24 protein-coding genes, 2 tRNA genes and 1 other RNA gene are annotated in these 24,398 nt (G+C 70.1%); 8 read left to right on the forward strand and 19 right to left on the reverse strand.

Translation table 11 applies throughout. From position 1 onward, the window contains the following. Window positions 1–63 precede the first annotated feature (63 nt). The 3 genes from L3i22_RS51830 to L3i22_RS51840 are packed head-to-tail and all read left to right on the forward strand — an operon-like array spanning window position 64 to window position 2,714. Entirely contained in the window at window positions 64–741 is a 678-nt protein-coding gene (locus L3i22_RS51830; RefSeq protein WP_255657782.1) for a DUF1524 domain-containing protein, read from the forward strand. After that, window positions 741–1,112, forward strand: a complete 372-nt coding sequence (locus L3i22_RS54240) for a hypothetical protein (RefSeq protein WP_255657784.1) — start codon at window positions 741–743, stop codon at window positions 1,110–1,112. Before L3i22_RS51830 ends, L3i22_RS54240 begins: the two co-directional genes overlap by 1 nt. 24 nt (window positions 1,113–1,136) lie before the next feature. Beyond that, a complete protein-coding gene (locus tag L3i22_RS51840) occupies window positions 1,137–2,714 on the forward strand; it encodes a beta-N-acetylhexosaminidase (RefSeq protein ID WP_255657786.1) in 1,578 nt (525 codons plus the stop codon). Window positions 2,715–2,761: 47 nt separating this feature from the next. On the opposite strand, the gene L3i22_RS51845 is transcribed toward L3i22_RS51840, so the two are convergent. The 9 genes from L3i22_RS51845 to ffs all read right to left on the reverse strand — a co-directional run bounded on the left by L3i22_RS51845 (window position 2,762) and on the right by ffs (window position 14,111). Further along, on the reverse strand, window positions 2,762–3,799 hold the full coding sequence (locus L3i22_RS51845; RefSeq protein ID WP_221324717.1) for an ABC transporter ATP-binding protein: 1,038 nt from the start codon (window positions 3,797–3,799) through the stop codon (window positions 2,762–2,764). A gap of 19 nt (window positions 3,800–3,818) precedes the next feature. After that, window positions 3,819–4,841 carry an ABC transporter ATP-binding protein gene (locus L3i22_RS51850; protein ID WP_221324718.1) on the reverse strand — a complete coding sequence of 341 codons (1,023 nt, stop codon included), beginning with the start codon at window positions 4,839–4,841 and terminating at the stop codon, window positions 3,819–3,821. A gap of 11 nt (window positions 4,842–4,852) precedes the next feature. Then, window positions 4,853–5,854, reverse strand: coding sequence for an ABC transporter permease (locus L3i22_RS51855; protein WP_221324719.1), 1,002 nt, complete (start codon window positions 5,852–5,854; stop codon window positions 4,853–4,855). Window positions 5,855–5,958: 104 nt separating this feature from the next. After that, on the reverse strand, window positions 5,959–7,743 hold the full coding sequence (locus L3i22_RS51860; protein ID WP_221324720.1) for an ABC transporter substrate-binding protein: 1,785 nt from the start codon (window positions 7,741–7,743) through the stop codon (window positions 5,959–5,961). 75 nt (window positions 7,744–7,818) lie between these two features. Next, window positions 7,819–8,826 carry an ABC transporter permease gene (locus L3i22_RS51865; protein ID WP_221324721.1) on the reverse strand — a complete coding sequence of 336 codons (1,008 nt, stop codon included), beginning with the start codon at window positions 8,824–8,826 and terminating at the stop codon, window positions 7,819–7,821. Between the two features lie 410 nt (window positions 8,827–9,236). Further along, window positions 9,237–9,830: a recombination mediator RecR gene (recR, locus tag L3i22_RS51870; protein WP_221324722.1), complete on the reverse strand. Its 594-nt coding sequence runs from the start codon at window positions 9,828–9,830 to the stop codon at window positions 9,237–9,239. 4 nt (window positions 9,831–9,834) lie between these two features. Next, the gene (locus L3i22_RS51875) at window positions 9,835–10,158 is read right to left on the reverse strand and encodes a YbaB/EbfC family nucleoid-associated protein (protein ID WP_221324723.1); all 324 of its coding nucleotides are present in this window, start codon (window positions 10,156–10,158) and stop codon (window positions 9,835–9,837) included. 468 nt (window positions 10,159–10,626) lie between these two features. Beyond that, window positions 10,627–13,923, reverse strand: coding sequence for a DNA polymerase III subunit gamma and tau (locus L3i22_RS51880; protein ID WP_221324724.1), 3,297 nt, complete (start codon window positions 13,921–13,923; stop codon window positions 10,627–10,629). A 92-nt stretch (window positions 13,924–14,015) separates the two neighbouring features. Next, window positions 14,016–14,111: signal recognition particle sRNA small type (gene ffs, locus L3i22_RS51885), an RNA gene on the reverse strand. Window positions 14,112–14,194: 83 nt separating this feature from the next. Between ffs and L3i22_RS51890 the strand changes: the two genes are divergently transcribed. Next, a tRNA-Ser gene (locus L3i22_RS51890) sits at window positions 14,195–14,282 on the forward strand. A 40-nt stretch (window positions 14,283–14,322) separates the two neighbouring features. On the opposite strand, the gene L3i22_RS51895 is transcribed toward L3i22_RS51890, so the two are convergent. From L3i22_RS51895 to L3i22_RS51910, 4 genes are all read right to left on the reverse strand, one after another. Then, window positions 14,323–14,955, reverse strand: coding sequence for a hypothetical protein (locus tag L3i22_RS51895; protein WP_221324725.1), 633 nt, complete (start codon window positions 14,953–14,955; stop codon window positions 14,323–14,325). A 211-nt stretch (window positions 14,956–15,166) separates the two neighbouring features. Further along, entirely contained in the window at window positions 15,167–15,508 is a 342-nt protein-coding gene (locus tag L3i22_RS51900) for an STAS domain-containing protein (protein ID WP_221324726.1), read from the reverse strand. Window positions 15,509–15,759: 251 nt separating this feature from the next. Then, on the reverse strand, window positions 15,760–15,969 hold the full coding sequence (locus L3i22_RS51905) for a hypothetical protein (protein WP_089295037.1): 210 nt from the start codon (window positions 15,967–15,969) through the stop codon (window positions 15,760–15,762). Between the two features lie 344 nt (window positions 15,970–16,313). After that, window positions 16,314–16,403 (reverse strand) — tRNA-Ser (locus L3i22_RS51910). Between the two features lie 116 nt (window positions 16,404–16,519). Here L3i22_RS51910 and deoD point away from each other — a divergent pair. Next, complete coding sequence (gene deoD / locus L3i22_RS51915; RefSeq protein ID WP_221324727.1) at window positions 16,520–17,233, forward strand: purine-nucleoside phosphorylase; 714 nt, start codon at window positions 16,520–16,522, stop codon at window positions 17,231–17,233. A 6-nt stretch (window positions 17,234–17,239) separates the two neighbouring features. On the opposite strand, the gene L3i22_RS51920 is transcribed toward deoD, so the two are convergent. The 4 genes from L3i22_RS51920 to L3i22_RS51935 form a co-directional block, all read right to left on the reverse strand. Beyond that, the gene (locus L3i22_RS51920) at window positions 17,240–17,686 is read right to left on the reverse strand and encodes a nucleoside deaminase (protein ID WP_370644330.1); all 447 of its coding nucleotides are present in this window, start codon (window positions 17,684–17,686) and stop codon (window positions 17,240–17,242) included. Continuing rightward, window positions 17,683–18,198 carry a tRNA adenosine deaminase-associated protein gene (locus L3i22_RS51925; RefSeq protein ID WP_221324728.1) on the reverse strand — a complete coding sequence of 172 codons (516 nt, stop codon included), beginning with the start codon at window positions 18,196–18,198 and terminating at the stop codon, window positions 17,683–17,685. Before L3i22_RS51925 ends, L3i22_RS51920 begins: the two co-directional genes overlap by 4 nt. 90 nt (window positions 18,199–18,288) lie before the next feature. Beyond that, window positions 18,289–18,492 carry a hypothetical protein gene (locus L3i22_RS51930; protein WP_221330612.1) on the reverse strand — a complete coding sequence of 68 codons (204 nt, stop codon included), beginning with the start codon at window positions 18,490–18,492 and terminating at the stop codon, window positions 18,289–18,291. Between the two features lie 77 nt (window positions 18,493–18,569). Beyond that, complete coding sequence (locus L3i22_RS51935; protein WP_221324729.1) at window positions 18,570–18,908, reverse strand: hypothetical protein; 339 nt, start codon at window positions 18,906–18,908, stop codon at window positions 18,570–18,572. Between the two features lie 87 nt (window positions 18,909–18,995). Between L3i22_RS51935 and L3i22_RS51940 the strand changes: the two genes are divergently transcribed. The 3 genes from L3i22_RS51940 to L3i22_RS51950 all read left to right on the forward strand — a co-directional run bounded on the left by L3i22_RS51940 (window position 18,996) and on the right by L3i22_RS51950 (window position 21,515). Further along, window positions 18,996–19,685, forward strand: a complete 690-nt coding sequence (locus tag L3i22_RS51940; protein WP_221324730.1) for a M23 family metallopeptidase — start codon at window positions 18,996–18,998, stop codon at window positions 19,683–19,685. 223 nt (window positions 19,686–19,908) lie between these two features. Continuing rightward, window positions 19,909–20,886, forward strand: coding sequence for a prephenate dehydrogenase/arogenate dehydrogenase family protein (locus tag L3i22_RS51945; RefSeq protein WP_221324731.1), 978 nt, complete (start codon window positions 19,909–19,911; stop codon window positions 20,884–20,886). Window positions 20,887–20,942: 56 nt separating this feature from the next. Then, window positions 20,943–21,515 (forward strand): DinB family protein, encoded by a 573-nt coding sequence (locus L3i22_RS51950; RefSeq protein ID WP_221324732.1) that lies wholly within the window; start codon window positions 20,943–20,945, stop codon window positions 21,513–21,515. On the opposite strand, the gene mtnA is transcribed toward L3i22_RS51950, so the two are convergent. Continuing rightward, complete coding sequence (gene mtnA / locus L3i22_RS51955) at window positions 21,512–22,474, reverse strand: S-methyl-5-thioribose-1-phosphate isomerase (protein ID WP_221324733.1); 963 nt, start codon at window positions 22,472–22,474, stop codon at window positions 21,512–21,514. The two genes, L3i22_RS51950 and mtnA, sit on opposite strands and share 4 nt — an antisense overlap. A 10-nt stretch (window positions 22,475–22,484) precedes the next feature. Then, a complete protein-coding gene (locus L3i22_RS51960; RefSeq protein ID WP_221324734.1) occupies window positions 22,485–24,341 on the reverse strand; it encodes a M48 family metallopeptidase in 1,857 nt (618 codons plus the stop codon). Window positions 24,342–24,398 lie beyond the last annotated feature (57 nt).

Genomic DNA, 24,398 nt, shown 5'->3' on the forward strand with positions numbered 1-24,398 from the left:
CAAAGTCACTCCCCCGCGTGCTGCCAGGAGGCGACACGCGGGGGACGGCCTTACTCTGAGCGAGTGCCCCCACGTAACGCTGTTCGATGGTTCCTTCCGTTCCTGATCACCGCCTCCCTCACCGCCGGCTGCGAGACCGTCGACGCCGGTGATCCCGGTGGCACCGCGCCGACCAGCGGCTCGGGTTCCACCTCGGGTGCCAAACCGGGCTCCGCGAAGGACGCCCACGCGCTGCTCGGCAAGCTGACCGTCGTCGCCAAGACCGGGACGATGGCCGGCTACAGCCGGGAGAAGTTCCCGCACTGGAAGAGCACCGGCAAGAACTGCGACGTCCGGGACTCGGTGCTGGAGCGCGACGGCACCAAGGTGAAGCTCTCCGGCTGCAATGTGGTCGCCGGCACCTGGAAGAGCCTCTACGACGACAAGACCGTGACCACGCCGGGCGCGGTGGACATCGACCACATGGTCCCGCTGGCCGCCGCGTGGCGCTCGGGCGCCGCGGCGTGGACCACCGATCAGCGCGAGGCGTTCGCCAACGACCTGGACCGCCCGCAGCTGGTGGCGGTCTCGGCCGGCTCGAACCGGTCGAAGGGCGACCAGGACCCGTCGACCTGGAAACCGCCGGCGCAGGATGCCTGGTGCTCCTACGCCCAGGACTGGGTAACTGTGAAGAGCTACTACAAGCTCAACGTCACCCAGAAGGAGAAGGACGCCTTGAAGGACATGCTGGGAACCTGCTGATGACCGAATCTGACCAGAGCAAGGCGCCGCCGGCCGAGAAGCCCGCCGAGCCCGCGGCCGCCGAACCAGCGGCGGCCGCGGCGCCGGCCGCCGAAACACCCCCGGCCGCGCCGGAGGCGACGGGCCCGAGCAAGACGACCGACATCGTGCCCGGCCCGGGCGGCGTAATGACCGACGAGGTCGGCGTCGTCACCGGCGACCTGACGCTGCGCACCGAGCTCGTCGGGACCGATCTGACCCTGCGCGTGCAGTACAAGGACGCCGAGGAGTGGTACGTCGTCACCGGCGGCAAGGCCAAGCTGGCCGATCCGGCCGACCTGGACGCCGTGCACAACATCGCCGTCGGGATCCTCAACCGCCCCGAGGGTTGATCGACATTCGTAGTGTTCGGGGGCGTGCCTACCCGAATGCTGTTCCGGATGGTCGTCGCGGCGGGCCTGGTGCTGGCCGCGACGACCGGCTCGGCGGCGCACCGGCCACCGCCCGCGACGACGCTGGGCAGCGTGATCCCGGTTCCGGTCGAGGTCGTACCGTCGAAATCTGATCCTTTTCGGCTCACCGCGGCCACCGTGCTCACCGCGACCGGTGCCGCGACGCCGGTCGCCGAGCAGCTCGCCGCGATCCTGCGCCCGGCCACCGGCTATCCGTTCCCGGTCCGCCCGGCCGACGGGACCGATGGGAACGCCGTCGACCTGCGGATCAACACCGTCACCGACCCGTGGCTGGGTGCCGAGGGCTATCGGCTGGAGATCGACAGCACGGCCGTGGCGCTGCGCGCCAACGGCCCGGCCGGGCTCTTCGCCGGCGTGCAGACCCTGCGCCAGCTGGTCCCGCCGGCGATCGAAGCGACGACGGTACGACACCAGGACTGGGCCATTCCCGCCGGCGTGATCCGGGACCGGCCGCGGTTCGCGTACCGCGGCGCGATGCTCGACCTGGCCCGGCACTTCCACCCGCCGGCCGACGTGAAGCGCTACGTCGACGAGCTCAGCCGCCTGAAGATCAACTATCTGCACCTGCACCTCGCCGACGACCAGGGCTGGCGGATCGAGATCGACGGCTGGCCCCGGCTGACCACGGTCGGCGGCGGGCCGGGCACCGGGGTGCGCGGGATCGGCGGCGGCTACCTGACCCAGGACGACTATCGGGACCTGGTCGACTACGCGGCGCGGCGGTTCGTGACGATCGTCCCGGAGATCGACATGCCCGGGCACGTGAACGCGGCCCAGGTGGCGTACCCGGAGCTGACCTGCGACGGGGTGGCGCCGCGGCCGCGGATCGACATCCGGGTCGGGTACAGCTCGCTCTGCGCCGGCAAGGAGGTCACGTACCGGTTCGCCGAGGACGTGATCCGCCAGCTCGCCGCGCTGACCCCGGGCCCCTACCTGCACCTGGGCGGGGACGAGGCGATGTCCACCCCGCACACCGACTACCTGGCGTTCGAGCAGCGGGTGCTGCCGCTGGTCGCGAAGTACGGAAAGACCGCGACCGGCTGGGAGGAGATCGCGAACGCGCCCGCGGCGACGGACGCGGTGATCCAGTACTGGGCGGTCACCCGGGACCGGCCCTCGGTCGCCGCGGCGGCGCGGGGCGGGGCGAAGGTGATCCTGTCCCCGGCCGACCGCACCTACCTGGACATGCAGTACGACCTGCTCACCCCGGGCGGGCTGCACTGGGCGGGGACGATCGAGATGCGGACCGCGTACGACTGGGACCCGGCGACCTGGGCGCACGGCGTCCCGTCGAGCGCGGTGCTGGGGGTGGAGGGGCCGCTCTGGTCGGAGACCCTGCGCGACTACGACGACGTGGAGTTCCACGCGTTCCCGCGGATGGCGGCGATCGCCGAGCTGGGCTGGTCACCGTGGGCGACGCACGACTGGATCTCGTTCCGGGACCGGCTCGGTGGGTACGGCGAGCGATGGATCCGCCGGGACGTGCACTTCTACCGGTCGCCCGAGGTCAGATGGTCCTGACCTCGGGCGCGGTGCGCACGTCGTACCGAATAATCGGTTTTTGAGCCTTAAGCCGGCGCGGAGGCCGGCGTGCGGCCCGCGACCGCCTCGTCGTCGACCACCGGGAAGTGGCAGGCGGTCTGGTGCGACTCCGGGTCGTCCAGCCGCGTGACCAGCGGCGGCTCCTCGGTCGCGCAGATGTCCTGCGCCTTCCAGCAGCGGGTGCGGAACCGGCAGCCGGACGGCGGGTTGATCGGGCTCGGCACGTCGCCGGTGAGCAGCACCCGGTTGCGCTGCGCGCGGTCGCGCCGGACCGGGTCCGGCACCGGGACGGCCGACATCAGCGCCACGGTGTACGGGTGCCGCGGGCTCTTGTAGAGATCGTCGCGGTTGGCGATCTCCATGACCTTCCCGAGGTACATCACGGCGACGCGGTCGGAGATGTGCCTGACCACCGACAGGTCGTGCGCGATGAAGACGTAGGTCAGGTCGAACTCGCTCTGCAGGTCCTCCAGCAGGTTGACCACCTGCGCCTGGATCGACACGTCGAGCGCGGAAACCGGCTCGTCGGCGATGATCAGTTTCGGCCGCAGCGCGAGCGCCCGGGCGATGCCGATGCGCTGGCGCTGGCCGCCGGAGAACTCGTGCGGGTACCGGTTGTAGTGCTCCGGGTTGAGCCCGACCAGCTCCAACAGGTCCTGCACGGCCTTCTTCAGGCCCTGCGGGGTCGGGATGTTCTGGATCTGCAGCGGCGCGGAGATGATCGTGCCGATGGTGTGCCGCGGGTTCAGCGACGAGTACGGGTCCTGGAAGATCATCTGGACGTCCCGGCGCAGCGGCCGCAACTGGACCATGTTCCGGTGACTGATGTCCTGGCCCTCGAAGAGGACCTTGCCACCGGTCGGCTCCAGGATCCGGGTAAAGAGCCGGCCGGCCGTCGACTTGCCGCAGCCGGACTCGCCGACCAGGCCCAGCGTCTCGCCGGACCGGACGGTCAGGTCGATGCCGTCCACCGCGCGGACCGCGCCGACCTGGCGCTTGAACAGCCCCTTCGTGATCGGGAAGTGTTTCTGCAGCCCGGTCACCTCGAGCAGGTTCTCGCTCATGGTTCTCTCTCTTCCCCGCTCAGAGGTTCGGTGCTACTTCTTCCTTGAACAACCGGGTGCGTTCCTCCGGCGGCAGGTGGCAGGCGACCGCGTGCCCCTCACCGATCAGGAGCGGCGTCTCGGTGAACGACCGGTCGCCGTTGCGGCCCGCGTACGGGCAGCGCGGGTGGAAGGCGCAGCCGGACGGCAGGTTGATCAGGCTGGGCGGCGTGCCCTTGACCGGGGTGAGCCGGTCGCGCACCTCACGGTCCAGCCGCGGCATCGAGCCGAGCAGACCCCAGGTGTACGGGTGCTGGGGCCGCTGGAACAGGTCGATCGTCGGGCCCCGCTCGATCACCTTGCCGCCGTACATCACCAGGACGTCGTCGGCCAGCTCGGCCACCACACCCAGGTCGTGCGTGATCATGATGACCGCCGAGCCGAACTCGTTCTGCAGGTCCCGGATCAGGTCCAGGATCTGCGCCTGGACGGTCACGTCCAGGGCCGTGGTCGGCTCGTCGGCGATCAGCAGCTTCGGGTCGTTGACCAGCGCCATCGCGATCATCGCGCGCTGCCGCATACCCCCGGAGAACTGGTGGGCGTAGTCGTTGAAGCGGCGCGCCGGCTGCGGGATGCCGACCCGGGCGAGCATGTCGATCGCCCGCTCGCGGGCCACCTTCTTGTTCACCCCGGGGTGGTGCACCCGGTACGCCTCGACGATCTGCGAACCGACCGTGAAGTACGGGTGCATCGCGCTCAGCGGGTCCTGGAAGATCATCGACATCTTGCCGCCACGCAGGCCGCGGACGGCCTCGTCGCCGGCGGTGACCAGTTCCTGGTCGTCCAGCCAGATCTCGCCGCTGACCTTGGCGTTGCTACGCGTCCGGTGCAGGCCGAGCAGGGCCAGCGAAGTGACGCTCTTGCCGGAGCCGGACTCGCCGACGATGCCGAGCGTCTTGCCGGCCTCCAGCGAGAACGTCGAGCCGGAGACCGCCTGCACGATGCCGTCGTCCGTCTCGAACCGGACGTTGAGATCCTTGACCTCGAGGAATGGGCGTGACATTCGCTCTCCCCTCAGCCCAGCCGCACGCGCGGGTCGATGGCGCTGTAAACCAGATCGACGATCAGGTTCGCGGTGACGATGAAGAACGCGGCGATCAGGGTGACGCCCAGGATCACCGGCAGGTCGCTGGTCTTGATCGCCTGGAACGCCTGGTAGCCCAGGCCGCGCAGGTTGAAGACGGTCTCGGTGAGCAGCGCGCCACCGAGCAGCGCGCCGAGGTCGAGGCCGAAGACGGTGACGATCGGGGTCAGGCCCGAACGCAGCGCGTGCTTGCCGATCACCGCCCGCTCCCGCAGGCCCTTGGCCCGGGCCGTCCGGATGTAGTCCTCGCCGAGGGTCTCCAGCATGTTCGCCCGGGTCAGCCGGGCGTAGGTGGCCGCGAAGAGGAACGCCAGCGTGATCCAGGGCAGCAGCATCTGGATGAACCAGTCACTGGGACTCTCCAGGAAGGGCACGTAGTTGCCCTCCGGAAGCCAGCCGAGCCAGTTCACGAAGATCTGTTTGGACAGCAGGCCGGTGAAGTAGATGGGTAACGAGACGCCGGCCAACGCGACGATCATCACCGAGCGATCGGAGATCGAGCCCTTTTTCAGGGCCGAGATCACCCCCGCGACGACGCCGCCGAGCAGCCAGAGGATCGCCGCGCCGACAGCCAGCGAGAACGTCACCGGCAGGTCGTCCATCAGGAGCGGGGTCACCTCCTGCTCGGTCTTGAACGAGTAGCCGAGGCAGGGCGCGTCGCAGTGCTGGACGTCCGGGCCGTTCGCGTAGTCGCGGCCCACGACGATGCCTTTGAGGAACTTGCCGTACTGCACCAGGATCGGGTCGTTGAGGCCCATCTTCTCCCGGATGCCCTCGAGCGCGACCTTGTCGGCGGTCTTACCGATGTAGAGCAACGCCGGGTCACTGCCGGTGAGCTTCGGAACCATGAAGAAGATGCCGAAAGTCACGAGTGTGACCACGAGCAGCGTGACGACGGCGTTGATCAGCCGCCGGATGAGATAAGCCACCACGTCGTTCGGCCGAAGGACGGGCGGGCACCGGTGTGACCCGGCACCCGCCCGCCGCGGGCGGCCTTCACCAACCCTTCGAATTTCCCGGTGCGATCAGGGACTGGTTACTTGCCGTCGCTGGTGCCGAGGGCCTGGAAGTCCACCATGCCGAACGCGTCGTGGATGTAGACGTTCGTCAGCCGCGGGTTGCGGTAGTTGAGCGCCTTGTCGACCACGAACGGCATGTAGTAGGCGCCTTCCATGATCTTGTGGTTGATCTGCGAGTAGATGTCCGCCGCCTTGGTGGCGTCGGTCTCGCCCGCGGCCTGGTCGAACAGCGCGTCGATCGACGGGTCCTTGATGAGCGGCAGGTTGTAGTTGCCGTTCTTCAGGATGAACCGGCTGTCGGCCAGCGGCTGCAGGTAGCCCGAACCGGTCGGGTAGTCGGCGCCCCAGCCGGCGATCTCGATGCCGTAGCCCTTGGCCTTGACGTTGTCCGGCGCACCGATGACGGAGGAGATGTTGCCACCGTCGTACTGCTCGATCTGCGCGTTGATGCCGACCTGCTTCAGAGCGGCCTGCAGCGCCTCGGCGGTCTTGACCTCAGCCGGCTTGTTGTTCCGGACCGCGATCTTGGTGTCGAAGCCGGTCGGCTTGCCACACGCGGCGAGGGCCTTCTTGGCCTCCTCGGCCTGCGGCTTGCCCTGGAGGCGGTTGAACGGGTCGTACTTGGTGTCCGAGCCGGCGATGTTCGGCGGCAGCATGCTGGTGCCGATGTCGCCACCCGCGATCGGGCCGCCACGGGCGGTCTGCAGCGAGGTCGGGTCGGCGGCGTAGATGACCGCCTTGCGGCACTCGACGTTGTCGAACGGCGCGACGTTGGTGCTGAGCGCGGCGTAGCGGAGGAAGCCGGTGGTCGGGGTGTCCGCGTTCGCCTTCAGGGTCGGGTCCTGGAGGATCTTGGTCCGCGCGGCCGCCTGCACACCGGTCTGGCCGACGTCGAGGTCCGCGGTACCGGCGATGAGCCGGCTGTCCATGTCCTCGGCGTTGGTGGTGACGGTCAGGTTGATCTGGTCCGGCAGCGCCTTGCGGATGGTGTCCGTGGACGCGTCCCAGTTCGGGTTGCGGACCCAGGTGGCACCCTTACCGGGCTGGATGCTGCCTTCCTTGAACATGTACGGGCCCGAGGAAGCCGGGGAGGCGTTGTACTGCGCGCCCTTGTCCCGCTTCTGCGGCACCGGGCCGGCGCCCGGCATGGCCAGCAGGTAGAGGAAGTCCGACTGCGCCTTCTTCAGGTGGAAGACGATCGTCGAGTCGTCCGGCGTCTCGACGGTCTTCAGGCCCAGCTTGTTCGGGTCGGTGTCCTTGTACGGACCCTTGTAGCCCTGGCCCTGGTCGAGGATGTCGATCAGGTAGACCGGGCCGCCCGGCAGCACGTCCTGCGCGAAGATGCGCTCGATGCCGTACTTGATGTCCTTCGACGTGATCGCGGTGCCGTCGTCGAACTTGATGCCGCTCTTCAGCTTGAAGGTGTAGGTCAGCTTGTCCGCGCTGATCTCCGGCATCGCCGAGGCCAGGTCGGGCTGGAGCGCCAGACCGGCCTTCTCCGGCGCTGACGCGTAGTCGACGAGCTTGCGGGTGTAGAGCCGGTTCAGGTTCCAGACGAACGCGTAGTAGCCACGCGCCGGGTCCCAGAAGTCGGCGTCCTGCGCGGACCACAGGTTGAGCGTGCCGCCCTTGGCAGTGGACGGGTTGACCACGCTGGTGATCGCGGCGTTGTATGCGGCCTTGCTGCCGCTGGAGCTGTCGCTCTTGTTGTCATCGCTCTTGGAACCGCCGCATGCGGCGGTCGTGAGGCCGAGCGCGAGCGCGACGCCGGCCGCCGCAATCGCCCTAGTCTTCCTGGACACCTGTACTCCTACCTCCTCGAACAGCGGAACCGTGCGGTCCGCGAAACATGCGATGTTCCAGCCGCAGCTGAAGAATCAGCGGGCCTTCGGGTCGAGCGCGTCACGCAGGCCGTCACCGAAGAGGTTGAAGGCCAGGACGGTAATGAAGATCAACGTGCCTGGAATGATCATGAACATCGGGTCGATCTGGTAGATCGGCACCGCCGACGAGAGCATGCCGCCCCACGACGGGTTGGGCGGCGGGATACCGACGCCGAGGAAGCTGAGCGCGGCCTCGGTGAGAATGTTCGTCGGGATGATCAGCGTGGTGTAGACCAGGATCGGCGCCGCCAGGTTCGGCAGCAGCTCCCGCACCAGGATCCGGGGGGAGCGGGCGCCCATGCTGCGGGCCGCCTCGACGAACTCACGTTCGCGCAGCGACAGCGTCTGCCCACGGACGATCCGGCCGATGTACGGCCAGCCGAAGAAGCCGATCACGCAGACCAGCACCGCGACCCGGGACCATCGGGCGTTGAGCCCCAACAGTTCGTACGGCAGAACCGAGACCAGTGCGATCGAGAAGAGCAACTGGGGGAAGGCGAGCAGGAAGTCCATCACCCGGCTGATCACCGAGTCGACCCAGCCGCCGAGGAAGCCGGCCGCCAGGCCGAAGGCCACGCCGAGGATGGTGGAGACGAGCGCGGAGAGGAAGGCGACCGTCAGCGAAGTCTGCGCGCCGTAGAGGACCCGGCTGAAGATGTCCCGGCCGGAGTCCGGCTCGACGCCGAGGATGTATTCCTTGCTGATGCCACCGAACGCGCCCTTCGGAGTACCGAAGGTCGGGTCCAGGGTGTCGTTGTGGAACTCGTCGATCGGATGACCGAGCCATTTCGACAGCAACGGCGCCAGGATCGCGACCACGATCAGGAAGATGACGACACAGGCGCCACCGAGGGCCACCTTGTCCCTCTTCAGACGGCGCCACGCGATCTGCCTCAGCGAGCGGCCGGCGATCGCCTTCTCGGCGGGCCCCCGCACATCAGCCGCGTCGGCCGCCGGTGCCGAGTCCTCGTCGGTGACCGACGCTTCTGGGCCAAGCGACATCTGTTTCGCCGGTCCTCTCCCGGCCACCGCGCAGCAGAGAGCCCACAGCCTTCAGACGCGTGGTACACGGAAGCTCCCACGGCCCGGAGACGATGGCCCACGCTGCAAGCGGTAAACCGATCGGTTATCGCATGCCTCGAGTGCCGGCCCTCGTCGCGGCCGGCCAAGATCGGGCCGGAGCCACGAAGGCACCTGACAGCGGGTGTGGCCGCCATCGAGAGGAACATTCACCTAGTGCGGTGCCCGGGTCAAGCTCACCGACCGCACGCGGATGCTTCCGTGTCTCCCTCGTGATGTCACCGTGACCTAGACGCCGAACAAACGGAAGGTACCGCGTAAGGGGCCCGCAAGTAGCCAATCCGGGCCAAACTGGCTGCGAGGCGTTACGTCCGCGTTACGACGTGTAAATTTCAGACCGCGCGGCGGCCCTCGAAGGCCCTACCGAGGGTGATCTCGTCCGCGTACTCCAAGTCACCGCCGACCGGCAGACCACTCGCCAGCCGGGTCACCGCGATCCCCATCGGCTTCACGAGCAGCGCCAGATAGGTCGCCGTCGCCTCACCCTCGGTGTTCGGATCGGTGGCCAGGATCAGCTCCTTGATCTCCCCGGTACCGAGGCGGATCAGCAGCTCACGGATCTTCAGGTTATCCGGCCCGACGCCCTCCAGCGGGTTGATCGCCCCGCCGAGCACGTGGTACCGCCCACGGAACTCACCGGTCCGCTCGATCGCGACGACGTCCTTCGGCTCCTCGACCACACACAGCACCTCGTTGGTGCGGCGCGGATCGCGGCAGACCCGGCACTGCTCGGACTCGGCCACGTTGAAACAGGTGGTGCAGAAGCGGACCAGCTCCTTCACCTTGCGCAGAGCCGTCGACAGCCGATTCACGTCGGCCGGATCCGCGGAAAGCACATGGAACGCGATGCGCTGGGCCGACTTCGGGCCGACGCCCGGCAACCGGCCCAGCTCATCGATCAGGTCCTGGATGGCGCCCTCATACACGGGATCAGAACCCCGGCAGGGACAGGCCACCGGTGGCCGGACCCATCTTCTCCTCGGCCAGCTCCCGCTGCGCCTCGGCGGCATTGTGGATCGCGGCGAGCACCAGATCCTCCAGCGTCTCGACGTCGTCGGCGTCGACCACCTTCGGGTCGATCTTGACGGCCTTGTACTCACCCAGGCCGGTCACCGTCACCGTCACCAGGCCACCGCCGGCCGTACCGGTCAGCTCGGCCTCGGCCAGCTCGGCCTGCGCCTGGGCGACCTGCTGCTGCATCTTCTGCGCCTGCTTCATCAGCTGCTGCATGTTCGGCTGTCCACCGGGGCGCATCGCATTGCTCCTCTGATTAGTCGCTCATACCTTCGGACCGGACAACCACCGTCAATGACCGGCGGGCTGTCCCGTCAACCGCCGCCAGCGTAGCCGCCGCCCTCCCGGATCCCGGTCAGCCCACCGCCGCGCCGCGCCTTTCCCCCAACCACCGCCGGCCGGCGGTACTTCCCGTTACCCGCGGCCCGGTCCGCCGTCACCTCCAGGCTGCGGCGTGGTCGCCAATTGCCGGCTTTCCGGTACGTCGTTCTGCCGGCCGCCCCATTCGTCCAAGCCCCGGTGCCGAACCCAAGCCGGCAGTACTACACCGATTCGGCGGCGAATGGTCCGGCCACTCCGCACGGGCGACCGGCCCGGCCTCGCCGACGGCGAATGGCGTGCGTCGACATGTCTGCCACCGATGCCGCGCGTGGCGGACATGAAGAACCGCCGGCCCCGCACTCGCGGGACCGGCGGCTCGTCCGGGTTCTACATCTCGCCGATCTTCTCGGCACCGAAGGCGTCGCGGAGCAGTTGGAGGGCGTGTTCCTCGCTGCTCTGGCGGGCCGTCTTCTCGTCGATGACCTCGTCCGACGGCTCATCCCCCGGGTCGAAGCCCTCGAATCCGCCGGCCTGGGGAGGCGGCGCGCCGTCGTATTCCGGGTCGTAGGGCGCCTCGCCGATCGGCGTGCCGTCCGACCAGGCAGAACCGCCCGGGCCGCCGGACGGGGCCGCGGCCTTGGTCGTCGGCTTTCCGGCGTTGGCGGCGGCCGCGCGGGCGGCGGCCAGCCCGCTGTTCGGGCTCGCGTTCCCCCCACGCGACGCGGCAGCCCGAGCCGCCTCCATCGCCGCCGACCGAGCCGGCGCCCCCGAAACCGCGCCGGCCCCCGAAGCGGACGCCCCCGCATTCGCAGCCGACGCGGCCGCCTGCGGAGCGATCGCCGCCGCCCGCGCCGCAGCAATCGCCGACCCAGCCGGCCCATCCGAACCAGACCCAACCGAACCAGACCCAACCGAACCAGACCCGGCCGGAACACCGGCCCCAGGGCCCGCCGAGACGCCGGCCCCCGGCCCAGGCGCGCTGCCGGAGCCGCGATCTTCCACAGTCGGCGCCGGCGCGGCCGAGGCAGCCGCGGACCCGGCGGGATTCATCGCCGGGCCGGTCGAGGCCGCGGAGATGCCGCCATCCGACGCCGAATAAGCAGTCGAGCCGAGGCCCGCGGGCACCGCGGTGGCCCGAGCGCTGTCAGCCACCTGGCCGGCAGGTGCCGCGGAGGCGTAGGCGCTGCCGGCCGGGACCGCTCCGCCGGCCTGCGGCTGGGAGCCGGGTTTGACCGGTTCCGGCCAGTCATCGTCAGCCGGGGGCGGGACCGACCGCAGAGTCGCCGTGCCCGGACGAACCGGCTCCGGCCAGTCGGTGTCGGCGCTCTGCTGAACCTCACCGGCGGACGGCTCGGAAGGGCTCGCGGAGTCGGCGTAAGGATCATCGGCAGGTTCCGGCGGCAACGGGCCGGGATCGGCCGGAGCAGACCGGCTGTCACCCGCCGACTCGGGCGGGCGCGCGCCGGACGGAGCCGAACGGGCTGCCGCCGGGCCGTGGTCGTCGGTCGGCTCGGGCGGGAGTGGCGTGGACGGGGCCGGCTGGGAAGCCGCCGGCCAGTCGTCGGCATCGTCGGTGGCCGGGGCTCGCTGCGGCCGGGACGGGCGGGACTCCGTGCGCCCGGTGTTGCGCTCGGGCGCCGCCGACGAGGGCGCCGCCGAAGAGGTGGCCGCGGGCGAGCCGGCGGACGACGGCGGGCGGGCGGCCGGCATCCGGCGGCCCGCGGACTGGTCCCGGCCGGTCGCCTGGTCGCGGCCCGCGGCCTGGTCGGCGGACGGAGCGCGCCCCTGGGGAGCCACGTTGTCGCGGGCCGGAGCCTCGGCGACGGCGTCACCCACGTCGCAGCGGATCTGCCAGCGGCCGCCGAGCTCGCCGGCGAACTCCGCCGCGATCCGGTCGGTGTAGGTGAGGAAACGTTCCGCATACCTCGGGTTCGGGGCGGTGAACCGGACCGTCTCGCCGTCCACGTCCCGCAGGCCGATGCCGTGCGCCTGCATCGCCTGGATCTTGTCGTCCTTCGCGCCGAAGGCCAGCCAGACCGTGCGGACCTGGGGCAGCCCGGCCCGGGGCGGCGCCGGCGCGGCCGGTTCCGAGTCGGCCGGCGGTTCCTCGTCCCACGGCGGCTCGTCGTCGTAGTAACCGCCGTCGGCCACCTGGTTCCAGTCAGCCTCCGCAGGCCCACCCCCGGGAGCAGCCGAAACCGGCGCCACAGAAGCAGGAGCAGGAGCGACCGGCGCGGCCGAAACCGCAGGCGCGGCAGAAACCGGCGCAACAGCAGGAGGAGCCGGGTCAGCCACCGCCGGAGCGGGCGCAGACGCGGGCACAGCGGAGACCGGAGCAGCCGCCGGCGAGACGGGACGTGCCGACCCGGCCGCCTTCCCCCGAGCCGCCGCCGCGGCAGCCGCCCGTGCGGCAGCCAGCCCACCACCGCCGGCGGAGTCCGGCGCGACCGCGACCGGCCCACCGGCGGGCGCCACGACCTCAGCGCCCGACGACGGGACCGGAGCCACCGCCCGTACGTCGGAAATCGGTCCTTGTTTTTCCAGACGCTCCAACCGCTGCAGCAGCGCCCCGGCCGAGTCGTCGGCCCCGGGAAGCAGCATCCGTGCGGTGATCAGCTCCAGCAGGAGCCGCGGTGCGGTCGTCCCGCGCATCTCGACCAGACCGTTGTGCACGATGTCCGCGCAGCGGGAGAGGGTCGCCGCGCCGAGGACGGCGGCCTGGCCGTGCATCGCCTCGAGCTGGTCGGCCGGGCCGTCGATCAGGCCCTTGGCGACCGCGTCCGGCACCTGCTGCAGGATGATCAGATCGCGGAGGCGTTCGAGCAGGTCGGACGCGTACCGCCGGGGGTCGTGGCCGGCCTCGGCGACCCGGTCGATGGTCTCGTAGGCCGCGGCGCCGTCCCCGGCGGCCAGGGCGTTGCACATCTCGTCGATCAGGGCCGCGTCGGTGACGCCGAGCAGGGCGACCGCGCGGGCGTAGCTCACCCCGTCCGGCCCGGCGCCGGCGATCAGCTGGTCGAGGACCGAGAGCGAGTCCCGCGCGCTGCCGCCGCCGGCCCGCACCACCAGTGGGAACACCGCCGGCTCGACCTTGACGCCCTCGGCCTCGGTGAGGGTCTGCAGGTATGGCCGGAGCGTCGCGGGCGGGATCAGCCGGAACGGGTAGTGATGCGTCCGCGAGCGGATCGTGCCGAGCACCTTGTCCGGCTCGGTGGTGGCGAAGATGAACTTCACATATTCCGGCGGCTCCTCGACGAGCTTGAGCAGCGCGTTGAAGCCGGCCGACGAGACCATGTGCGCCTCGTCGATCACGTAGATCTTGTAGCGGCTGTTGGCCGGCGCGAAGAACGCCTTCTCCCGCAGCTCACGGGCGTCGTCGACACCGCCGTGACTGGCCGCGTCGATCTCGATCACGTCGATCGAGCCGGCGCCGTCGTTGGCGAGCGACTTGCAGGACAGGCAGACGCCGCACGGCTCCGGCGTGGGGCCCTGCTCACAGTTGAGCGAGCGGGCCAGGATGCGCGCGCTGGACGTCTTGCCGCAGCCGCGTGGCCCGGAGAAGAGATAGGCGTGGTTCAGCCGGCCGCTGCGCAATGCCTGCGACAGCGGCTCGGTCACGTGCTCCTGACCGATGACCTCGGCGAACGTGCGAGGTCGGTACTTGCGGTAGAGGGCGAGAGCCACTCCTGCCACCTCCTGAACGACCGCGTCATTCTCCGTCGAGGGTGTGACAAGAACAAACGACATGCCCCGGGAGTGCATGCCAAGCCGGAGACATAAAGGACCCCTCGTGCACCCGCCAGAGCCCGCTTATCCTTGCTGCCTTCCGGCCCTGGGGAGGTTCACAGGATGACGCCGCACGAGGGGCTGATCGACAGCCTACCTGCCCGGCGAAACCCGGTCGGGCCGACCCCCGTGCGTTGAACGCCGGGCCCAGGTCTGTACTCTGGAGCGCGGAGGATTCGCCTAGTGGCCTAGGGCGCACGCTTGGAAAGCGTGTTGGGTTAACACCCTCACGAGTTCGAATCTCGTATCCTCCGCCAGCCGGAAAAGGCCGGGCCCTCGGGTCCGGCCTTCGGCATTTCAAAACCCTTTCGCCGTACGACCCCAACCCCGCCCCGTGACTAGAGGACGCCCCTGCGTGCGGCCCCGCCGGATCTCGTATGCTCCGGCACGAAAACAGTGCAGGCGAGGGCCGGCCCGATCGGGCCGGCCCTCGCCGTCTGTCAGCGCTTGATCGTCAGCGAGGACCCGGTCGCGCCCCTGATCACCTTGCCGTTCAGCAGCCACTGGTACCGGTAGGCGTCCGGCCGCGGCGTCCACGTGCCGATCGACACCGTGACCTTGCGGCCGGCCCGGACCGTGCCGCTGACCTTTGACGCCTTGGTGGCCTTCGGCGCGGCAGGTGTAGGCGTAGCTGTCCAGCGTGACGTCGGCGATCTGCGCGTCGCTGAGCTTGCCGAACCCGCCCTGGGCCAGGGTCTCGCAGCCGGTCGGGCGGTCGGTGCGGACCAGCCGCAGCGGGTAGTCGAGCGGGCTGCCGTTGTCGTCGGTGCGGAAGAACGTGTGCGTCCCGTCCCCGGTCAGCGTGCAGGTCCCGCCGGTGTACCGGATCGGGCAGACCGGGTCGCCGGCCGCGGTCCACACCGTGCCCTGCAGCGACGCGGTCTGGCCGTCGACCCGGCTGGCGGCGCTCGTCTCGACGTCGAGCCGCATCCCGGCCTCGCCGGCGAAGCGGTAGCAGTCGCCCGCGGCGGGCGCTCGGGAGATCCGCTCGCCGGGCAGCGGCGCTCCAACGCCTCACGACATCCCCCGGACTGTCGACGATCAAATCGACAGGATCTTGCCAGGGTAAATATCTACCGACGCGACTATTCCACTAGTTCGGAATCAGCAGCTCCAAGGAGGCGACGGGTCCGTTGCGGCGTCACAGCTGGCCGGCCGCGATGGCGTCGTCCACCTCCGGGAAGATCGCGAAGTAACGGGCCAGCCCGACGGTCACCAGCAGTCTGGTGAGAAACGGGTTCGCGGAGGCGAAGCTGAGCCAGCCGCCCCGGGCCGCGATGACCTCTTTACTGATGATGAACGTGCTCAACCCGATCGAGTCGCAGAATTTCAGCTCGGTCAGGTCCACCACGATCCGTGGCACCGGGCGATCCAACAGTCCGGAGAAGACGACGCGCAGCTCGTCGGCGGTGTCCGCGTCGAGCTCGCCCTTGAGGTGCAGCACGGCAACATCAGGCCGGTGCTCGGTGACGGTGGCGCGCATGGCAATCGCTTTCTACCCAGTTTCGACGGAATTTAAAGGGTAGATTGCGCCGAATCGCGTACATCGGACTGCCGGTGCGTCGTGGACCGGCTTGACATCCGCCCCGGAGCGCTATCCGCGAAAAATCTTGGGAGTCGCCAAAACCCCCACGAATAGGAACGGGCCGGACCCCAGTGGGGTCCGGCCCGTCTCAAAGGCTGGCCGAGACAGTCAAGCACCGACGGCACAGCCCAAAGGGCTCCTGGCGCGACTTACAACTCGCGCCACCGCCAGCGTGGACCTCGCCACGCGTCGGCCAGGATCATCGCTGACGCCCGGCCGGGACACTGCTGCACCTTCGACTTCCCGTCGGGTCCGCCCAGTTGGGCTTCGACCTCCCAGGTGCTGCCGTCGGTGCGGACGTAGACATCGCGGCGCTGGAGCCGGACGTCGCCATTCCACCAGTGATGCTCAACTCTCACATGTCAAATCTACGACAGGCATCGACGAACCTGCGTTGGGGCGTTTCTGTGAATGTTTCTCACCGCCCGGTCGGAACCGCATTGTCTGATCCGGTGTATTTGGTCTGCGTGACTTGCGCAACACCCTATGTCGCTGGGCCGTCCATGATTCACTACGCACCGTAATTCAAGGCGTTGACGTGCGACGACATCCCGTTGTTACAAACCCGGCGCTGATCATGTGGAACGACCGAACGGACGAGCCGCACGCGGTACGCGCGAACGATCCGGATTCAGGGCACACAGAGTGACGTATGTGACGGGAGAAAACAAGAGAGCCCGATCCATGAAGGATCGGGCTCTACTGGCGGTGGCGGCGGGATTTGAACCCGCGGAGGGCGTAAACCCTCACACGCTTTCGAGGCGTGCTCCTTAGGCCACTCGGACACGCCACCGACGAGTACGTTACCGGACGCCTCGCGCGCCCCGAAGCCGGGTCACCCATAACCTCCCGGGCCCTCGTTGACCTGGCAAGATCGGCGAGAGTAGTCAAACGAGACGGAGATACGGCATGAGCGTGCACATCGGGGCGAAGCCCGGGGAGATCGCCGAGCGGGTGCTGCTGCCCGGTGACCCGGTGCGGGCCAAGTGGATCGCGGAGACGTTCCTCGAGGACGCGGTCTGCTACACCCAGGTCCGCGGGATGCTCGGCTTCACCGGCACCTGGCAGGGGCAGCGGGTCTCGGTGCAGGGCTCCGGCATGGGTATGCCGTCGGCGTCCATCTACACCCACGAGCTGATCAACGAGTACGGGGTGAAGTCGGTCATCCGGATCGGCTCCTGCGGCGCGCTCGCGATGGACCTGAACCTCGGTGACGTCGTCGCCGCGATCGGTTCGGCGACCGATTCCAACATGAACCGGGCCCGCTTCGACGGCCTGATCGACTACGCCCCGGTGGCCGACTTCGGCCTGCTGCGCACCGCGGTCGACATCGCCGAGGCGCGCGGCGTCCCGATGCGGGTCGGCCCGATCCTGGCCGCCGACGCGTTCTACACCGACCGCCCCGACCTGTACGACGCGCTGGCCCTCTACGGCGTGCTCGCGGTCGAGATGGAGTCCGCCGCGATCTACACCATCGCGGCCCGCTACGGCGCCAAGGCGCTGACCATCCTGACCGTGAGCGATCACATCAAGCGGGGCGAGGCGATGGCCGCGGACCAGCGCGAGCAGGGCTTCAGCAACATGGTCAAGATCGGTCTCGACACGATCATCGCCGGCGCCTGACGGCGGTCAGCGGAAGAAGTCCCGCATCAACCGGGCGCACTCGGGCTCCAGGATGCCGCCGTAGACCTCCGGCCGATGGTTCAGCCGGGGGTCGCGGACCACGTCCCACAGCGACCCGACCGCCCCGGTCTTCGGCTCCCAGGCGCCGAAGACCAGCGTCGAGATCCGGGCGAGCACCAGCGCGCCGGCGCACATCGTGCACGGCTCCAGGGTGACCACCAGGGTGCAGCCGTCCAGCCGCCACTCACCGCGGACCGCGGCCGCCCGGCGCAGCGCCAGGATCTCGGCGTGCGCGGTCGGGTCCCCGGTGAGCTCACGTTCGTTGCCGGCGACGGCCAGCTCGGCGCCGTCCGGGTCGAGGACGATCGCCCCGACCGGCACGTCCGACGGCGAGGTGGACGCGACGGACAGGGCCCGCCGCATCCACAGCTCATGCCGCCCGCGACGAATCACGCCTCGCGCAGCTCCTCCATCTCGTCACCGCACCCGATCTTCTGACAGATCTCGGCGGTGATGTCGGACGGCAACATGCCCTCCATGCCGCACAGCGACAGCAGCCGCTGCGCGGGGATGCCCAGGTCGTTCAACAGGTCGGCATCGCCGATCGGATCGGCGTCCGGGTCCGCGGCCGGCCGGTCGTCCTCATCCTCGTCGTCGTGCGCGGCCAGGTCGTCGACCTCGACAGCCGGTGTCTCCACCTCACCGAGCAGCACCGATCCGATCCGGGACTCCTCGGCGAAGCCCGAGTCCGACCCGAAGACCCGCAGGTCCTCCCCCTCGTCGAGGCGCAGGATCGACAGGTACTCGTCGTCGCTCTCGACGAACAACAGCGCCAGCTCGGCATCCGGCTCGGCATCCCGGAGCGCATCCACCACCTCGTCGATGTCGGCCAGGCCTGAAAGGTCCAGCTCCGACGCAGTCCACCCGTTCTTTCCCCGGGCGACAGCGGCAGCGAAAATCGACACGATTCCCCCAACGCGGTTCTAATCCTCAGCGCCTGACGGTAGCTGGTGGGGCGGCGGGCGCGACGCGCCACGCCCTTTCTCGTAGCGAGATCAGTTCGTAGTACGGCGGCGGGTGGCGATCAGCTCGCGCAACCGCATGTCACGCGCACGCAGCGGGGGCGCCGACGCACGCGCGGATTTCGCCTGGGCCAGGGCCGCCAGCAGTTCCAGACGACGACGGCAGCGTTCCGCGTCCAAGCGCTGCGGTGAGGGCGACATGCTGCCGAGAGTGCCGAGCCGACCGGCGTTCGTCAAGGGTCGATCCGCACTTCAGGAGGACCCGTGCGGAGGGCGATCAAGGCCCTCCGGAGCGTCGCCGACGGTGAGTCCGATCACCACAACGGGAAGTTCAGCGTGTCGATCCAGCGCAGCGCCACGAAGCCCAGCGCGACGGCCAGGCCGACCCCGCTCGAACAGGCCACGCCGAGCGCCACCCCACGGTCCCCGATCAGGGTCAGGACCAGGGAGATCAGCCAGCCGGCGACGGTGGCGGCGATGGTCCACCACGCATACGACGCCAGGTCGTGCCCGAGGCTGCCGAAGAGCAGCAGCCAAACGGCCCCGGCCGCGAGACCGCTGAACACCGGGCCGGCCCCGATCGGGTTCGGCTCGCGGTAGACCGGGCGCGGCGGCAGCCCGGCGTAGTAGCCCGGCGGCGGCTGCGGCTGCATGGGATCTCCCTCCGAACTCCTGGAAGAGGTCGTGGAACCAGACTATCCGGGACAACGGAAAACACGGATGTCTGCCAGGATGTCGCGGTGCGCGTACCCCGAATCCTCTCCGGCCTGACCATCGCGGCCGTGCTTCTGACCGGATACGGCATCGCCTCCGCGGCGGAGCCCGCCACCCAGTCGGTCGCCGTCGTCACGGATGTGGCCCTGCCCGTCCCGACGGTGAAGCCGACCAGTGCGATCGCGGCGATCAAGGCCGCCACCGCGACCAAGAAGTACGCCTTCCCGGTCGCCGTCAAGAACGCTTCCTGGCACAACACCCACTCCGGCTACCCGGCCACCGACATCTTCGCGGCCTGCGGTTCCAAGGTGGTCGCCACCACGACCGGCGTGGTCCTGGAGATCAGCCTGAAGGACAAGTTCAAGAAGGGCATGAAGGACGGGCCGTACAACGGCGGCCTGTTCGTCTCGATCCTCGGCGACGACGGTGTGCGGTACTACGGGTCGCACCTGCAGTCGGTGACCACGGGCATCAAGAAGGGCGTCCGGGTCAAGGTCGGCCAGCAGATCGGCAAGGTCGGCCACACCGGCAACGCGAGCGGCGTCTGCCACCTGCACTACGGCATCTCGCCGTCGTGCGCCAAGGTCGGCGACTGGAAGGTCCGCCGCGGCGTGATCTGGCCGTACTCGTACCTCGCCTCGTGGCGCAAGGGCGGCCAGAAGAGCGCGGTCTCCGCGGTCAAGGCCTGGCAGAAGAAGCACGGCTGCAAGGCCTAGTTTCAAAGGCAAGTTCAAGTTCAAGATCTTTTTTGCCTCGGTCCGCCGGGGTACAGATCGTCGCTCCCGCGGGGACCCTTCCGGGCCTCGCAGGGCGCGGGGCGCCCAGAACGCGAGCCCCTACAGGGCGACGTCCGAGGGTGGTTGCGGTCAGAGCACAAGATCAAAGGCAAAACCCGGGGCCCGTGCTGACTGCGCGGGCCCCGGCGTCTATAACCGATACGTGCGGATTGCAGTCATCGGACTGGGACTGATCGGCGGGTCGCTGCTGCGGGCCCTGGCCGCGGCGGGACATGAGGTATCCGGTTTCGACGCCGACGCGGCGACCCGGGAGCTGGCCCGGGCGGCGGGGCACCGGGTGCCGGACTCCGCGCCCGAGGCGGTCGACGGGACCGAGGTGGTGGCTCTCGCCGTACCCCTGCCGCATCTGCCGCAAGCCATCGCCGACCTGGCGGATTACCGCGGCCTGGTGACCGATGTGACCTCGGTGAAGGGCCCGGTACGGGCCCTCGCCGAGGAACGCGGGTTGCGCCGTTTCGTCGGCGGGCACCCGATGGCCGGCACCGCCGCGTCCGGCTTCGCCGCCTCCGACCCGGAGCTGTTCCAGGGCTGCATGTGGGTGCTCTGCGTGGAGCCGCACGGCACCGACCTGGACGACTGGCTGACGCTGGCCCGGCTCTACACCGCGCTGGGCGCCCGGGTGCTGCCGATCACCGCGGCCGAGCACGACAACGCGGTCGCCGCGATCAGCCACGTCCCGCACCTGCTCGCCGCCGCCCTGACCGAGTCGATCAACGAGCGCCCGCTGGCCGCGGCGCTGGCCGCCGGCTCGTTCCGGGACGGCACCCGGGTCGCGGCGACCCGGGCCGAGCTGACCGCGGCGATGTGCGGCGGCAACGCGAACGAGGTCATCCGCGAGCTGAACCACGTGATCGACGATCTCGAGCAGTTGCGGGACCAACTGGAGCTCGACGATCCGGTGAGCGCGCTGGTGCCGCATCTGAAAGCCACCGAGGAGCTCCGGCGGGCCTGGCCGCCCGCGCCGGGGGCCACGGAACGCCTGGCCTGGCCGCCGACCGCGACCTTCCTGGCCGCGCCGGCGCACACGCTGCTGGAGCTGGGCCGGGCCGGCGGCTGGGTGACCGCGGTCGGCGACGGCGAACTCGTCGTGGTGCGACCGAAAGAAGCGGCCGGAAACTGACCGCTATTCCTTCTAGCGTGGTTCTCGACGGAGAAACCACGACAGAGGAGTCGGCAATGCCCGGTCAGGTCGGACCCATCAGCAACGAGCAGGAAGGCCTGCTCGCCTACCTCGCCCAGATGCGTTACGTGCTCAAACTGACCGCCCACGGCCTCACCCCGGAGCAGCTCCGGGCCACGCCGAGCGCCAGCCCGCTGAGCGTGGGCGGCCTGATCAAACACTGCGTCTCCACCGAGGAGGGCTGGATCGCGCAGCTGACCGGCGGCGACCAGAAGCCGGACTTCGCGAAGTACCAGGAGAACTTCGCGCTGACCGACGACGAGACCATCGAGGACGTGTTCGCCCGCTACGACCGGGCCGCGACGACGACCGAGAAGACCATCGCCGAGATCGGTGACCTCGGCCACCGCGTCCCGATCGTCGACGCGGCGCCGTGGAACCGCCCGGACCTCGACCACTTCACGCCGCGCTGGGTCCTGCTGCACCTGATCCAGGAGACCGCGCGGCACGCCGGCCACGCCGACATCATCCGCGAGTCGGTCGACGGCGCCACGGCGTACCCGCTGATGGCGGCCGCCGAGGGCTGGCCGGAGTCGCCGTGGCTCAAGCCGTGGAGCAAGGAGAGCTAGGGCCGCTCGCCGCGGTCCAGCCGGATCACCCGGCGGTCGGTGACGATCGCGGTGACCAGGTCGTGCGGGGTCACGTCGAAGGCCGGGTTGACCGCGTCACTCCACGCGGTCACCTCGGTCGCGCCGCGGTCCTCGATCTCGACGTGCCCGCCGGTCGGCGTCGTCACGTCCACCGTGGACTCCGGCGCCACCACCAGGAACGGGATACCGGCGCGACGGGCGCCGAGCGCGTGCGCGTACGTCCCGATCTTGTTGATCACGTCGCCGTTGGCGCAGATCCGGTCGGCGCCCAGGATCACCGCGTCCACCTCGCCGCGGGCCATCAGGAACGGGCCGGCCGAGTCGACCGCGACCCGGTGCTCGATGCCCCACCGGGTCAGCTCCCACGAGGTCAGCCGCGCGCCCTGCAACAGCGGCCGGGTCTCGCTGGCGATCACCCCGCCGAGCTGCCCGCGCCGGTGCAGCTCGCCGACCACGCCGAGCGCGGTGCCGATCACCACGGTGGCCAGCCCGCCGGTGTTGCAGTGGGTGAGCAGCCGCGGCCGGTCGCCGCGCAGCTCGACGACCAGGTCGGCGCCACGGACCGCCATCGCCTCGGACGCCGCGATCTCCTCGTCCCGGATCGCGCAGGCCTCGGCCAGCACCGCGTCCGGCCCGGTGGACAGCCAACTCGCCGCGCGCCGGGCGCCGCGGGCCAGGTTCACCGCGGTCGGCCGGGCGGTCTCGATCCGGTGCACGGCGTTGTGCAGCGCGGCCGGATCGTCGGCGTGCACCCGGGCGGCCAGTGCGACCCCGAACGCCCCGGCCACGCCGAGCGCCGGCGCGCCCCGGACCGCCAGCGACTGGATCGCCGCGATCAGCTCGCCGACCGTGTGCAGCCGGAGCACCCGCAACTCCCCGGGAAGCACCGTCTGGTCAATGATCTCGACAGCGCCATCCACCCAGTCGATCGTCCGCATGCCCCGAAGGCTAGCGGTCACCCTTATTTCTGATCTCGGCCAGGATCTCGCGGAAGACGTCGTCGCTCTTGCCGACCCGGTCCGAGGTCCAGCGCTCCTGCACGGTGACCGTCCGGCCGCCGTGCAGCAGCAGGGTCGCGTTCAACGGCACCTGCCGGTCGATCCGGGCGGTCTCGACGTCCTCGTAGGCCACGTACCGGTAGCGCGCGGCCAGCTCGGCCGGGCTGTGGTGGGCCAGCAGCGCGGCGATCCGCTTCTCGCCGTCGTCGGTGTCCTTCGGGCAGGGCACGAAGACCAGGCCCTCGTCCAGCAGGATCACGTCCGCGTGCCCGCCGTCGACCTTGGCGTTCGGCATCGCGCCGAGCACGTCCGCGCCGGTCGCGGTGGCCCGGGCGGCCATCACCTGGACCGCCTCGACCCGGATGCCGGTCTCGGCGAGCCGGGCCCGGGCCTCGTCCACGCTCTCCTTGGCGACCGCGAGCTTGGCGATCTCGCTGTAGTCGACCGGCTCGCCGTCGGTGCCGACCAGCCGGGCCGGCCCGGACCAGGAGTGCTGCCAGCGGGCCAGGCCGGAGCGGACCGCGGCCAGCTCGATCAGGGTGTCCATCACGACCACGAACTTGCCGGCCGCCTCGCGCCGGGTCGCGTTCGGGAAGAACTCGGCCGCGACCTCGCCCAGCTTCCCGTTCTCGACCAGGCCGAGCACCTCGGCGAGGCCGGGCTGGGCGACGCCGGTGCGCCGGGCCACCGCGCGGAACACCCGGTCGGCCTGGCCCTGGACCCGCAGCGTGGTGGCCGCGGCGGTGAAGTCCGGCCAGGGCAGGACGGTCCGCCGCCCGAAGTCGACCACCTCCCGCTGCAGCGCCAGCCCGAGCGCGGCGGCGTCGGGCACCAGCACGGTGGCCCGGCGGTCGTCCGCGGTGCGGTCGACGACCGGCGCATCCCGCATGGCGGCGGTCCGGTCGGCCAGCGACGGGTGGGTGTCCCAGCGGGACGTCTCGTGCTCCGGCGGGTTGTCGCGGAACTCGGCGAGCTCGTCGGTGCGCGCGGCGTAGAGCTGGCCGAAGCCGCCGAACAGGTCGTCCGGGGCGTAGCCCAGCTCCAGCCCGTACTCGACGTACCGTCCGAAGTAGAAGTTCCAGGCCAGCTCGGTCGCCTCGACCTCGCGCAGCGCGCTGATCGCGGCGGCGGGGCCGGCGACCCGGACCGCGGCCCGGTCCGCCTCGTACTCCTTGTCCCGGCCGACCGCGGTGCTGACCAGGCGGTAGAGCCAGGCATAGGCCCGGAACGCCCAGCCGAACACGTTCCACGCGCTGACCTCGTCGACCGTGCCGTGCATGGCGAGCCGGCCGCGGTACGCGATCGCGCCGAGGCGGGTGTGCGCGCCGGAGTAGTGCCCGAGCTCGTGCCCGATGACCGCGCGCAGCTGGTCGACGCTGAGCGCCTGCAGCAGCGGCAGGCCGAGCACCAGGATCCGCCGCCCGGGGATCAGGCCGAGCAGCTTGGTCTCCTCGGTGACGCCGGCGTTGACGTCCGGGATGAGCCGGATCTCGTCCGGTCCCCGGGTGCCCATCTCACCGGCCAGCTCGTGGATCTGCTGCCAGAGGGCCGGCGCCTGGTCCGGCGTGACCAGCAGGCCGCCGGGCGCGCCGGGCTTGGCCCGCATCGCGCGCCACAGGCCGGCCACCGCGGCGCCGACCCCGATGACCAGCAGGTAGCTGAGTTTGGCGGCACCCGGGCCGTGCCCGTGCGCGTGGGTCCAGATCGCGTACAGCAGCACACCGACGACGGCCAGCTGGACCAGGCCGAGCAGATAGAAACCGGCCAGCATGGCGACCGAGATCGCGGCGCGAAGCGAAGCGGGCATCGCGGTTGTTCTCCCCCTTGACGGCGCGCCTCCCCCGGCACGGCGCAGGGACCATAC

Source organism: Actinoplanes sp. L3-i22, assembly GCF_019704555.1.
Lineage (GTDB): Bacteria > Actinomycetota > Actinomycetes > Mycobacteriales > Micromonosporaceae > Actinoplanes.

What these genes read in the sequence shown, in the direction of transcription:
- mtnA (WP_221324733.1), bottom strand. Translation starts at nt 22,474, where the DNA reads ATGCGGACGATCGACTGGGTGGATGGCGCTGTCGAGATCATTGACCAG.
- L3i22_RS51900 (WP_221324726.1), bottom strand. Translation starts at nt 15,508, where the DNA reads ATGCGCGCCACCGTCACCGAGCACCGGCCTGATGTTGCCGTGCTGCAC.
- L3i22_RS51875 (WP_221324723.1), bottom strand. Translation starts at nt 10,158, where the DNA reads ATGCGCCCCGGTGGACAGCCGAACATGCAGCAGCTGATGAAGCAGGCG.
- L3i22_RS51895 (WP_221324725.1), bottom strand. Translation starts at nt 14,955, where the DNA reads ATGCGGCTCGACGTCGAGACGAGCGCCGCCAGCCGGGTCGACGGCCAG.
- L3i22_RS51845 (WP_221324717.1), bottom strand. Translation starts at nt 3,799, where the DNA reads ATGAGCGAGAACCTGCTCGAGGTGACCGGGCTGCAGAAACACTTCCCG.
- L3i22_RS51950 (WP_221324732.1), top strand. Translation starts at nt 20,943, where the DNA reads ATGCCCGGTCAGGTCGGACCCATCAGCAACGAGCAGGAAGGCCTGCTC.
- L3i22_RS51865 (WP_221324721.1), bottom strand. Translation starts at nt 8,826, where the DNA reads ATGTCGCTTGGCCCAGAAGCGTCGGTCACCGACGAGGACTCGGCACCG.
- L3i22_RS54240 (WP_255657784.1), top strand. Translation starts at nt 741, where the DNA reads ATGACCGAATCTGACCAGAGCAAGGCGCCGCCGGCCGAGAAGCCCGCC.
- deoD (WP_221324727.1), top strand. Translation starts at nt 16,520, where the DNA reads ATGAGCGTGCACATCGGGGCGAAGCCCGGGGAGATCGCCGAGCGGGTG.
- L3i22_RS51935 (WP_221324729.1), bottom strand. Translation starts at nt 18,908, where the DNA reads ATGCAGCCGCAGCCGCCGCCGGGCTACTACGCCGGGCTGCCGCCGCGC.
- L3i22_RS51850 (WP_221324718.1), bottom strand. Translation starts at nt 4,841, where the DNA reads ATGTCACGCCCATTCCTCGAGGTCAAGGATCTCAACGTCCGGTTCGAG.
- L3i22_RS51960 (WP_221324734.1), bottom strand. Translation starts at nt 24,341, where the DNA reads ATGCCCGCTTCGCTTCGCGCCGCGATCTCGGTCGCCATGCTGGCCGGT.